The organism is Paracidobacterium acidisoli (genome assembly GCF_003428625.2).
Taxonomy (GTDB): domain Bacteria; phylum Acidobacteriota; class Terriglobia; order Terriglobales; family Acidobacteriaceae; genus Paracidobacterium; species Paracidobacterium acidisoli.
Genome location: NZ_QVQT02000002.1, coordinates 496,865 through 509,091, shown reverse-complemented (window position 1 = coordinate 509,091; position 12,227 = coordinate 496,865). Strand labels below are relative to the sequence as shown.

Below are 12,227 nucleotides of genomic sequence, written 5' to 3'. Positions count from 1 at the left end.
CGTTGTATTGGGCCTAACTTGAACTTCTGTCTATGCGGAAACAGAAATTACAGGCGGAGGACGATTGGCGAGCTTGAGAATCAGCCGCTGACGAGGGATCGGCTGGGATGCTTCCGAGACGAGAGGAGCGACAGGCTGTGAGGTGACAGCCAGAGTGATCAGCGTGACTGCCTGTACCACGTTGTGCGCTGTAACGCACAGCGAGCAATCGTGATCGACCTGACCGGAGGTGCCGGAAGCATGGTAATGCGTGACCTGAATCACACCCGTCATCAGCACGAGCAGGATGCAGAAGATCCCGAGCCATCCTGCCCAGGAATACTGTGACCGCCGTACTGTGGAAAGTGCACGCATTCACTATGAATATAGCCTGAACAAGGGGTACGGGCAAAACTGCCGGCTCAAACGCATCGAAGTAAGGCCCGGATTGCCGTTGGCGCAACCGCTGAAAGCGGTATTGCGTGGAGAGCCTGCAGATAGAGGGATGCCACGGAAGCAGGGCGAAGGAAAGATCCCGGCTTTTGTTATTTACAGGATCAAAGTGCCGATGAGCTGCGCACGATCAGTTTTGGCTCGAGCAACACTGTCTGCGGGGCCTGCTCGCTATCCTGATCAAGAGACAGAGCCAGTTCGCCGGCGATCCTGCCCAGTTCCGGGATCGACTGATCGATTGAGGTAAGTGGATGGCGGAGATGGGTGGAATAGCTGACGTTGCCGCAGCCCACAAAGGCGATATCTTCGGGGATTCTGACGCCGGCTTCATCGGCTGCCTGCATGGCTCCAATGGCGGCGAGGTCGTTGTAACAAAAGACCGCGTCCGGCTTCTTCTTCAGGCGCAGAAGATCCTGCATGCTCCGATAGCCCACCGCGTCGCCTTTCTCCTCGAGATGATCGTGCATGATCACATAACTTTCAGGCGGAGCCAGGTTGCAGTTTGTAAGGGCCTGCCGATAACCACGCAGACGCTCGAGAGAAGGATGAATGCGTGTGCCGGCGATGTGGGCGATGCGTCTGCGGCCGGACTGGAGCAGATGATCGGTGGCAATTTCACCTGCGCGAAAGTCGTCGATGCCCACGAAGTTCGCGGCTAGCTGCGGGAAGTTGCGGTCCAGCAATATATAGGGAACGTGCTGATCGCCGAGCCTGTAGAAGTTTTTGAGGTTCCTCTGGCAGGAAGCAATCAGTAAAACATCGACTCCGCGTGAGAGGAGAGTTCGGATCTCACTATGCTCGATCTGCGGGTCATCCTCAGAGCTGGTCAAAATGAGCGCGCGGCCTGCAGTACGAAGAACGCCGCTGATGGCCTTTGCAAGCTCCGCGAAATAGGGTTGTACAAGGTCAGGAACAACCAGGCCCGCCGTATAGGTACGGCCGCTGGCGAGTCCGCGAGCCATAAGATTCGGCCGATAGTCCAGCTCCCGCATGCGCTTCAATACGCGGTTGCGGGTCTTTTCTCCGATGTCGCTGCTGCCACGCAGAACCTTTGAGACGGTAACGACGGAAACCCCAAGGTCTCTGGCGATATCTTTCAGGCGAACAGGCATGGAGAATGCTCCCTCAGCAACAAATAACTCCTGAACGAAAGTCTGCGGTTAAGAACGGGAGTTTGCTCGTGTAATTATCCGGAGAATAGCACAGCAACTAATCCGGGCATCCTGTGCGTATCAAAGTCTCCTTCGGCTCAGGGATGACCAAAATTCTGTCTGGTGGAGCTGTCTTTAAGAATGTCCTCCAACAATGTCTCAGACGGCTCCCATTCTCCAATGGGCGGATAAAGCAGCATGGCCTTCCGTGCGGTCAATGCGGAGCCTGACAGCGCCGCCTGAATCACGGCGCGCTCGTAGGCCTTGACGGAGAGAACCAGACCACGCGCTGCTTCGGGCAGAGCTCCGCATGCCTCGGGCTGAATGCTGTTATCGGAGATCGTACAGGGTACTTCCACGATGTCCTCATCTCCGATATCTGTAATGGCGCCGCGGTTGGGGACATTGACCACGATTCGCCGCGGTGTTGCACCGATTAAGGCATTCATAACATCGAGCGCGATGCGATGGTAGCCGGTAGCCGTACGGAAAGGATCCTGCTCCGGATCAACTTTTTCGTCAAAGGCCGAACCTGCGCTCGCTTCCAGCTTCATATAAGAGCCTGATCGCTGATTGAGATAGGCAGTATAGGCAGCGATGGCTTCTTTTATCTGTCCGGACTGCAGATATCCCGCCAGCTCAGCCAGAAGCCGTTCATTCAGACGCGCCACTTCTTCGCCCCGTGTGGTGCCAGCCGCGCGCTGATTCGCCAAAGCCCGGCGGCGGCAGTAATAGAAATAGAGGTATTCGGTGGGAAGCATCTGAAGGCTTCTCAATAAATCAGGATCAAAGAGGTTGCCGGGATAGAGCTCTCCCAGTGCGCGGTTGTCTCCAAGCAGATCCTGCAATACATCTTTCCCATCGAGCCGGATTCGATGCACCCAGCCCAGATGATTGAGCCCCATGTAATCGCAGCGGACGCGCTCCGGCGGCGCCTGAAGTGCCGTTGCGATTCGATGAAACAACTCAATCGGAGTGTCGCAGATGCCGACAACCTTCACCCCGGTGTGATGGGAGATTGCCTGCGTGATCATACCGGCGGGATTGGTGAAGTTGATCAGCCAGCCGTCGGGGCTGTGCTTTTCCATCAGACGCGCATAACCGATCGATGCATTCACCGTACGAAGGCCCATGGCAAAGCCGCCGGGGCCGGTAGTTTCCTGACCAGGATAGCCATGCGCAAGAGCGATACGTTCGTCCTGCGCGCGAGAGGCAATGCCGCCTACGCGAAGGCTGCTGAGAACAAATCCGGCGCCGGCGATGGCGTCCTCAGCGGACGCAGCAATGCGAATACGCAGACTTCCGCCTTCGCGAGCTACGATGCCTCGGCCAAGATCGGCCATAATGCGGACGCGCTCGGCATCAGGGTCAAACAGGACCAGCTCGTCGGCGTGCAGGGCCTGAGCCGATTCCTGAATACCGAAGATGACGAGTGGAGTACGTACTCCTCCTCCGCCGATCAGCGCGATTTTATTGCTGGCTGCTTTACTCATGAAATCTGTTCAGCTCCTCTCGCCCGGGAAGGGCAGCAAGCGCGCCTGTACGGCGTGTGGAAAGGGAACCGCAAATGCAGGCGCGGCGGATCATTTCCGATGGAGCCGCGCCATCAAGAAATGCATCGATGAATCCGGCGTCGAAGGCATCACCCGCGCCTGTGGTATCCACTGCTTCAACCGCCGGAGCCGAAGCATGGCAGACGAGGCCGTCTGTCATCATGGCAGCTCCGGCGCGTCCCAGCTTGATCACGCTTCCACGGATGCCGGAACCAGTCAGCACGGCGAGCATCTTTTCTGCGCTCTGTTCGCCGGTCATAATTCTGCCCTCCAGTTCATTGGGCAGAAAAAAATCACACTCACTGCATGTCTGCCAGTTGTCCCGATTTCTCAGCCATTCGGGATGATGCCCCGGATCGATGGAAATCGTGCATCCGGCGCTGCGGAGAGGCGGCAACAGCTCCAGCGCGAGCGGGCGGCTGAGTGTCATTGCGAAGTGGACGTGCCTGGCGCGTTCCAGAAGTACTTTGGTCTGCGGGCTGCGCAGATACTCACGAAGATCTTTATTCGCACCTGGCCAGGTGAAGAAAGAGCGGTCTTCCCGGGTGGAGATACTTACCGTAACTGCGGTGCCACCTTCCGTACTGCGCAGACCATCGGAAGCTACGCCAAAATCGGCAAAGCGATGTTGAATCCAGCCGTCTTCCTTCCCAATAACGCCGAAGACCGCTGCACTGCGTCCCAGACGTGCCAGCGCACAGGCTGTAATCGCAGCGCCTCCACCGACCTCACGCGCATAGCTGTCAGTAAAAAGCTCTTCGCCCGGCTGCGGCCACTTTTCAAAGCCGGCGAAGATATGATCGGCGAATATTTCACCGGCGACGGCAACGTCCCATTGTTTTGTCATGCTGTCCTGAAGGGCCATTCGCGCGCCTTGAACGATCGTAAAAGGTAAGCAGCAATTCCCAGCGCCATCAGCAGAAGACCGATGCTGATATATCGAAGACCGCTGGTGATAACGATATATCCCCAGCCGCACAAAGCAATGATGGCCGGCAGTGGAAACAGGGGCATGTGGAAGCACGACGGATCGTCTTTGAAGCGCTTCCGCAAGAGGATGACGGCAATGCACTGCGCAGCGAACTGCAGCATCGTCTGCACCACGATCAGGGTGCTGATGAGATCGCTCAGGCTGAAGATGCATGCCAGAGCGGAGAGAGTGCCCATGGTGATCACGGCGATCGCAGGGTATTTCCCCTTTGGATGCAGCTTGCTGAACACCGAGAAGAAGTGTCCATCGGCCGCGGCAGCGTAGGGAACACGCGAGAACCCAAGCAGAATGGCGAAGACCGAGCCGAAGGTTGCAACAAGAATAAGAACCGAGACGATGCGTGCTCCGATCAGGCCATAGATGTGGTCCATAAAGAGCGCGACAATGGCTTCCGAATGCATTGCCTCACGCCAGGGAATCACGCCAAGTATTGAGATATTCATGGCGAGATACAGAACGGCGACAAGGCAGATGGAGATAAGGATCGAGCGCGGAATGGTCTTCCGCGGTGATCGTACTTCTTCTCCAATCATGCAGACGTTGTAATAGCCGCCGTAATCGTAGACGGCTATCAGGGTCGCGGCTCCGAGGCCTGTCCAGAAGCTGTGTGAAAGATGAAAAGCCCCGGCTGGAAAATCAAACGCCAGCGCCGCGTGAAAGTGCAGCACACCGCTGAGAAGAATCCAGCCGCCGGTGGCAAAGACAACGACTGCGATCAGAATGGAAAGGCCGTTGATGGATTCGATTCTGCGCAGAAGCAGAACTGTATTCAGCAGGCAGACCAGGGCGGCGAGTGCGGGCAACTGCCAGCCGTGCAGACCGGGAGCGATATATTTCGTGTACTGGGAAAAGCCGACGGCTCCCGAGGCGATGGAAATGGGGCCGATCAGCATCGATTGCCAGAGAAACAGGAAGCTGACAAGGCGTCCCAGACTGTTTGGGCCGAAGGCTTCAAGAAGGTAATAGTAAGGGCCTCCGGATCGGGGCATGGCCGAACCAAGCTCAGCCCAGACCAGTCCATCGCAAAGGGAGATCAGTGCTCCGAGAATCCACCCGAACATAGCCTGAGGGCCGCCCATGGCTGTCAGTGCGAGAGGAATGGTAAGAAAAGGACCAACCCCGATCATGTTCAGCACGTTGGCTGAAATGGCGCCTTTAAGATCGATACCCTGCTTCATCGCAGAGCGATAGCCATGCCGCGATGACAGATCGATTTCCGATGGAGGGCGAGGTCCGCTCACCCGAGACTCACAGAGTTCTGCATGGCTGCCCCAGAAACCGCCAGCATATCACTTCATCGCTTACGTCATGAACAGGCAGCCCGCGGCTTATTTCGCCTGGCACGGCATAATTCAAGGCATGACGGTGCGCCTCAACCCATTCAGATAAGGGAAGAATCTATCACGCTCAGAAAATCGCGGCAAATGTTGAACTTTCGTTAAAATTTTCTCTTGCCAACGTCGTAAGCGCTAACGTATTTTCGTTGCTGCTTTCAATTTGCCGGTCGTGCAGAGGTCATCATGACGCGGAAAGCAGCGTATACAGCAGGGAATCTTCGATATCGATTTCTGCATACCGGCACGCCTTTCAGCGATCGCCCCTCTGCATGCTTTGACGTATCTGAGCCGCGAGGAAAGCCGCAGCGCGGGGCCCACTTTCTGATTTTCAATATTAATCCCTGTAGTATCCCTTGTTGTGTTTTTCGATCAGCAGTTCAGGAAACTGCTGTTTCTGAAAATGATTCACCTTGTTTTCTGGCGGAGGCCGTAGATGCAGATTCCCGGACTGTTTACAGGCGGAATGCGAAAAACGGGCCGCATTCTGAGCGGGCTGTCTATTCTTTTGTTTCTGATGTCGATACAGGTATCGGCGCAGATTGATACAGGCTCTGTCACAGGAACCGTGCGTGACGCAACCGGAGGCGCGATTCCCGGGGCAAAGGTTGAGGTAGTCAATACATCGACCAATGTCGTCACACCGGTTGTTACAAACTCCGATGGAACGTATGTCGTACTTGCTCTCATTCCTGATACATACGACGTCAGGGTAACAGCCGCCGGATTTTCGCCTGCTGTGGAGCATGGAATTCGGGTCAACGTGCAGACCAGAGCGCAGGCTGACTTTAGTCTCAGCGTCGGCCAGGTTCAGCAGGAGATACAGGTAAGCTCCGCCAGCCAGGTCCTGCAGACACAAACAGCGGATGTGGGCGGCGTGATTGAAAGCAGACAGATCAACGATCTTCCGTTGAATGGACGCAATTACGATCAGCTTGCCCTGCTGGAGCCTGGGGTTTATCACAATCCGGACTCCGAGGTTGCAAATCCCGCGGAAGGCCGCTTCAGCGCGAATGGCAATCTTGAGCTGCAGAACTACTTCTCGCTGGACGGTATCGACAACAATACCGGATCCGAAAATCTGCAGGAACAGTCGACGCAGGCTGTGGTGCCGCCTCCGGATGCGCTCCAGGAGTTTCGCATTCAGACACGAACCTACTCGACGGAGTTTGGAACTTCAGCAGGCGCGGTTGTGAACGCCTCAACCAGGTCGGGCACGAATCAGTTTCATGGCGATGTCTGGGATTATCTGCGTAACAGCGCACTCGATGCGAATACCTGGTTCAATAACAACAGCGGAGTAGCGAAGGGGCATTTCAGTCAGAACCAGTTTGGTGGAACGATCGGCGGTCCCATCATAAAAGACAGGACATTCTTTTTCGGTGCCTATCAGGGGCTGCGCAGCAGCACAGCACAGACGGTGACATCCATTGTGCCTACGGCGGCGATGAAGAGCGGCGATTTCAGCGCACTGAGCGGTACCTATAACCTGAATGCCGTGGCGAATGGCCAGTCAGGCTGCATTGTTGATGATGTGATCCAGCCAGGATGCATCGATCAGGTAGGAGCGAAGCTCATGGCGCTCTATCCTGACCCGAATTACGGACCGAATTTTGCGACAGATTTTACGGGCAATCCAAACTACCAGTACGTAACGTCAGTTCCGAATAACACCGAAATTGTGACGGGCAGAGTCGACCACACATTCAACAGGCACCATCAGATATTTGGACGCTACAGCTACGATCTGTCCGATTATCAGTCTCCGTTATGGACAGCCAATCCGCTTGCAGGAAACGGCGACTTCTCGACGCAGTACATTCTGCATGACCAGTCCCTTGCGCTCGGCTGGGTTTATACACCGTCGTCTTCGCTGGTGAATTCGGCGCACTTCGGGTTTCTCCGCGACTACTCGCACAGCGATCCCGTGGGACTGACCCTCGGACAATCGGCTGCACCCCAGTTTGGGCTGACCGGCATTCCTGTCAATCCGGAGACGGCCGGCTTACCTCCAATGTATGACTTCGGCCTGACGACACTGGGTTCTTCTATTTACAGACCGCAGTTTCAGGTGGCCCAGGTATGGCAGTTTGCCGATGACATTTATAAGCTGATCGGGAATCACAGCCTGCAGTTCGGCTATGAGTATCACGAGAATTCGTTGAACTTCTTCGATCTCGAAGCGCCGCAGGGCGTGATTCTTGCGGAGGGCGTTTACACGCAAACGCCTGGATTTGGCGTGGCCGACTTTCTGCTCGGTGATATTACAGAGGCCATCTATGAAACGGATCTTGAGGTCAACAACTATATGCGCGGCAACTCTGTCTACGCGCAGGATACGTGGCGCGTTTCGCCCACACTGACGATCAACTACGGAGTCCGCTACGAGCTGTATCCGCCTTTCTGGCTGGATCGGAAGAACCAGCTATCGAATTTCAGTTCCGCCAACGGCGGAGAGATCGCATCCGCAACCTCGAATGGCGGATGGTATGGACGAACACTCATTCATCCCGACAGGACAAACTTTGCGCCACGGTTTGGGTTCGCGTGGCATGCTGCTGCGCCGCTGGTATTTCGAGGAGGCTTTGGAGTCTTCCATCAGTTCGTGAACCGTATCGGATCGGAAGCGATGCTGGAACTGAATCCACCATTTTTGCGTGACGATGCCGTATCCCAGCAACTGGGCAGCACAACTCCGGTATTTCAGCTGAAGAATGGATTTCCCTCTGAGCAGCTTGCTTCCCTCGGCATCGACCTTCCGCAGCTGCAAATCAGAGCGCAGGACCCGAACGAGCGTACGAGCTACGTGGAGCAGGCCAGCTTTGGACCGCAGCTCCAACTCAGCCAGAACACTGTGCTGAATCTTACCTGGGTAGGCAACTGGGGCCGTAAAATGAACCGTCTGAGAAACGCGAATCAGGGCGTAATCACCGGATTCAGCGGCGCAGAACCGATCATTACGTTTCCTTATACCAATCTCAACACGATCTCCCAGTCTGTAAAGGGGCAGGGGCAGCATGCGTTTCTTGAGCTGGGCACCAATGATGGAAATACCGACTATGAGGCCCTGGAAATCAGCCTCAAACGCCAGTTCACACACCGGCTTGCTTATCAGATCAGCTATACGTGGTCGCACAATCTCGCCAATTACGTCGACAATCTCACAGGAAATGCGTTTCCGCAGAATGCCTATGACTACAGCCAGGAGATGAGCAACTCACCGCAGGATGTACGTCATCGCTTTGTGGGAAATGCTGTCTGGGAGTTACCCGTGGGGCAGGGCGGCTGGGTACTGAATCACGATTCTATGGCCGCGCGTCTGCTTGGACACTGGCAATACAACGTGATTGCCAGCTTCCAGACCGGAATCCCGTTCGACGTTACGGCGCCGGATGAGAGCTTTACCGGCTCGAACCATCAGTCCTATCCGAACTGTGTGGGTGATCCCTATGCCGGAACAACGACTGACCCGAAAAATTATGCCGGCAGCGGAGCAACGGGGGCATTTCTCAACTACGCGGCATTTGCGGTGCCGGCAGAGGGCGACTTCGGCAACTGCCGTCCGCGTATGTTTCATGGGCCTGGAATTCAGGACGTGGACATGAGTCTGTTCAAAAGCTTTTCTCTGGGAGAGGCGCGCCGGATCGAGATTCGCGGCGAATTCTTTAACTCGTTCAACCATCCAAGCTTTGCCAATCCTGCGGCGAGCCTGTCTTCACCGCCTGCGGCATTTGGCAAAAGCAGTGCAACGGTGACCGATCCTCGCGAAATCCAGCTCGCGGGAAAATTCTACTTCTGATATTCCGAATTCGGCCGGCCGTGCCGTGGCCGGCTGCTTTTCTGAGGGGATGAGATGTTCGTTTCACGCAGGCTTATGTCCCTGGCAGCGGCCGGCATCCTTGTGCCGGCGCTGTTCAGTTTTTTCGCGCAACCGTCCCTGGCGGAAGCACCGTGTGAAGCGGCGGTAGACGCGCGGCAGGATGCAGTTGCCATTCCCGAAGACCGCGGCGCAGCCGCTCTTTGGCAGGTACTGCAGAAGCTGCATACCCGTGCCAGCATGATGATGATTACGGCTCACCCCGATGATGAGGATGGCGGTGTGCTTGCCTATGAGTCACGAACCGAGGGCGCGCGGGTTGCGCTGATGACGCTGAATCGCGGCGAAGGCGGCGCAAACGTCATGTCGTCCGATCTGTGGGACCCGCTGGGTCTGGTGCGCACCGAAGAGCTGCTGCAGGCCGATCGCTATTACTGTGTTCAACAGTTCTTTTCAGTGGCGGCCGATTATGGTTTCTCCAAAACGCTCGACGAGGCTCTTCAGAAGTGGGGACATGACCGCATCTTTTACGACGTAGTCCGCGCGGTTCGTATCACCCGGCCTCTTGTGATTACTTCCGTCTTTGTCGGTGGGCCATCCGACGGGCATGGAAACCATGCTGCTGCCGGACGCTTTGCGCAGGAGGTCTTCAGGGCCGCGGGCGATCCGAATGTTTTCCCCGATCAGATCAAAGAGGGGCTGCAGCCGTGGAACCCTCTGAAGGAGTATGCGCGCGTTCCGTTTTCTCTTGAGCAGGGTAATGTCTCTCCCAAAGGGCTGTATGACTATGCAACGCATCACTGGGCGCCGGCCGGCGTGCAGAATTACATCACCGGCAGATTTGAGCCCGGAGCAGTAAGCGCTACGGTCAACGTACCGGAAGGAACCTATAACAGTCTCATCGGTCTGGATGATCGGCAGATTGCGCGCACGGGCCTGGGCTTCCAGAAATCGCAGAACGGCGGCCCTGAGGTTCCGCTGGATGGTCCGGAAGAGTCCGCGTATCACCGCTTTGCTTCACGTATCCCCGCAGGAGACAAGGAGAAATCGTTCTTCGACGGCATCGATATCTCGCTCTCCGGCATTGCCGATCTCGCCGCAGGAGAGAACCACACTTTTCTGACGCAAGGGCTTGAGCGGTTAAACGGTATTGTCGAGGGCGCGATCACAAACTATTCCGCGAGCGAGCCCGGCCGCATAGCCGGTGCTCTGGCTGACGGGCTGAAAGCGACGACCGGGCTTATTGCGGAAGTCAGCGGCAGCTCGCTCTCTGAGCGCGCAAAGTACGATGTTGTGCACGAGCTGAAGGTGAAGCAGGCACAGTTCAACGATGCGCTGGTCCTGTCACTGGGCATCACTGTTGCCGCCAACATCGCTCCGGCGCATGAGCCATCCGGCCCGTTCGCCCGTTTCATGGGCATTCAGCCCAGCTTTCAGATGGCGATTCCGGGACAGGACTTTCGCGTGAAGGTCCATGTGGCAGAAACAGGCGCAACGCCGGTAAGGATCGATGAGGTTGCAGTGCATGCGGTGGGGAAGAGCGCATGGAGTATCCAGCCCGGCGGAAGCACCTCTGCTCAGCTTCATGGAGGCGACACCTTCGACGCATCCTTCGGCGTTCACGTTCCGGATGACGCGGCGTATACAAGGCCCTACTTTGAGCGTCCGGATATGGAGCAGCCTTACTACGACCTGCGCGATGCACAGTATCGCGGAATGCCCCTTGCTCCCTATCCACTCGAGGCATGGGTGACAGCGAGCTATCAGGGAGTTCAGATACGGCTGGCGGAGACCGTGCAGACCGTTCAGAGACAGGTTGGACCAGGGCTGGTATTTCAGCCGATGCCGATCGGTCCCGCGATCTCTGTTTCATTGCTGCAGAGTGCGGGTGTCGTCCCGCCTGAGAAGACCTCATTCCCGGTGAGTGTGCGCATCCACAGCAATGTGAAGGGGTCTGCGCAGGGAAGCCTTCATCTGGAGATGCCTCCCGCCTGGAGATCAGAGCCCGCCACGTATAACTTTTCACTCGCGCAGGACGGGGAAGAGCAGGTCGTAACCTTCCAGGTCTTTCCGGAGCATATTGCGGACCAGGCATATCAGCTGACCGCGGTCGCGGAGTATCAGAACCACCAGTACAAAGAAGGCTATACAGAGACTGGATATCAGGGGCTAAGGCCGTATTTTTACTATCAGGCCTCCACATACAGGGCAGTTGGAGCGGATGTAAAAATTGCTCCTGGCCTTTCCGTGGGATACATCGAGGGAAGCGGAGACGACGTGCCGCAGTCGCTTGAAGATCTGGATGTGCATGTTCACTTTCTCACGCAGCAGGATCTGGCCGGCTCCGATCTGAGCAAATATAACGTCATTCTGGTCGGTGTTCGCGCCTATGCGGTTCGCGACGACCTGCGCACCTACAATGGGCGCCTGCTCGATTATGTGAAAAACGGAGGAGTGGTGATCGTGCAGTATCAGACTCCGGAATTCGATCACAATTTCGGACCCTATCCGTACACGATGACCTCGGACCCTGAAGAAGTCACCGATGAAAATTCTCCTGTCGCGATTCTCGATCCGTCCAGCCCGGTTCTTTCGTGGCCGAACAGAATCACGGAAAAGGATTTTCAGGGATGGATCGAAGAGCGCGGATCGAAATTTATGCAGTCGTGGGATTCGCACTATCAGCCGCTGATTGAAACCCACGATCCCGGGCAGGACCCGCAGAAGGGGGGATTCCTGGTGGCTCACTACGGCAGGGGCATGTATGTCTACACGGCCTACGCGTTTTATCGTGAGCTGCCCCTTGGCGTACCGGGCGCATTCCGCATCTTTGCGAACCTGGTCAGCCTTCCGGACAATCCGGAAAGGAAGCAGTGAATGGCATATCGACAGTGAAGTGTTCAGCGGTCCGGACTGTATTTGTCTCAGATTGTGGCGGCTGGTTTCTTA

At 56.2% G+C, this 12,227-nt stretch carries 7 protein-coding genes; 2 read left to right on the top strand and 5 right to left on the bottom strand.

Annotation, left to right across the window (positions count from 1 at the left end):
- Nucleotides 1-30 precede the first annotated feature (30 nt).
- The 5 genes from D0Y96_RS06035 to D0Y96_RS06015 form a co-directional block, all read right to left on the bottom strand.
- Nucleotides 31-354: a DUF2607 family protein gene (locus tag D0Y96_RS06035; RefSeq protein ID WP_117298434.1), complete on the bottom strand. Its 324-nt coding sequence runs from the start codon at nt 352-354 to the stop codon at nt 31-33.
- Between the two features lie 182 nt (nt 355-536).
- Nucleotides 537-1,544: a LacI family DNA-binding transcriptional regulator gene (locus D0Y96_RS06030; RefSeq protein WP_117298433.1), complete on the bottom strand. Its 1,008-nt coding sequence runs from the start codon at nt 1,542-1,544 to the stop codon at nt 537-539.
- A gap of 137 nt (nt 1,545-1,681) precedes the next feature.
- Nucleotides 1,682-3,076: a family 4 glycosyl hydrolase gene (locus tag D0Y96_RS06025; protein ID WP_117298432.1), complete on the bottom strand. Its 1,395-nt coding sequence runs from the start codon at nt 3,074-3,076 to the stop codon at nt 1,682-1,684.
- Entirely contained in the window at nt 3,069-3,983 is a 915-nt protein-coding gene (locus tag D0Y96_RS06020) for a carbohydrate kinase family protein (protein WP_117298431.1), read from the bottom strand. The genes D0Y96_RS06025 and D0Y96_RS06020 overlap by 8 nt, the downstream gene beginning before the upstream one ends.
- Nucleotides 3,980-5,368, bottom strand: a complete 1,389-nt coding sequence (locus tag D0Y96_RS06015; protein WP_350448980.1) for an APC family permease — start codon at nt 5,366-5,368, stop codon at nt 3,980-3,982. The genes D0Y96_RS06020 and D0Y96_RS06015 overlap by 4 nt, the downstream gene beginning before the upstream one ends.
- Nucleotides 5,369-5,927: 559 nt before the next feature.
- Between D0Y96_RS06015 and D0Y96_RS06010 the strand changes: the two genes are divergently transcribed.
- Together D0Y96_RS06010 and D0Y96_RS06005 are read left to right on the top strand one after the other, a co-directional pair.
- Nucleotides 5,928-9,260, top strand: coding sequence for a TonB-dependent receptor (locus tag D0Y96_RS06010; RefSeq protein WP_158562243.1), 3,333 nt, complete (start codon nt 5,928-5,930; stop codon nt 9,258-9,260).
- 75 nt (nt 9,261-9,335) lie between these two features.
- A complete protein-coding gene (locus D0Y96_RS06005; protein ID WP_158562241.1) occupies nt 9,336-12,155 on the top strand; it encodes a PIG-L family deacetylase in 2,820 nt (939 codons plus the stop codon).
- Nucleotides 12,156-12,227: the final 72 nt, after the last annotated feature.

Bases quoted from the DNA above. Each gene is read 5' to 3' on its own strand.
- D0Y96_RS06035 (WP_117298434.1), bottom strand. From the start codon at position 354: ATGCGTGCACTTTCCACAGTACGGCGGTCACAGTATTCCTGGGCAGGA.
- D0Y96_RS06030 (WP_117298433.1), bottom strand. From the start codon at position 1,544: ATGCCTGTTCGCCTGAAAGATATCGCCAGAGACCTTGGGGTTTCCGTC.
- D0Y96_RS06025 (WP_117298432.1), bottom strand. From the start codon at position 3,076: ATGAGTAAAGCAGCCAGCAATAAAATCGCGCTGATCGGCGGAGGAGGA.
- D0Y96_RS06020 (WP_117298431.1), bottom strand. From the start codon at position 3,983: ATGACAAAACAATGGGACGTTGCCGTCGCCGGTGAAATATTCGCCGAT.
- D0Y96_RS06010 (WP_158562243.1), top strand. From the start codon at position 5,928: ATGCGAAAAACGGGCCGCATTCTGAGCGGGCTGTCTATTCTTTTGTTT.
- D0Y96_RS06005 (WP_158562241.1), top strand. From the start codon at position 9,336: ATGTCCCTGGCAGCGGCCGGCATCCTTGTGCCGGCGCTGTTCAGTTTT.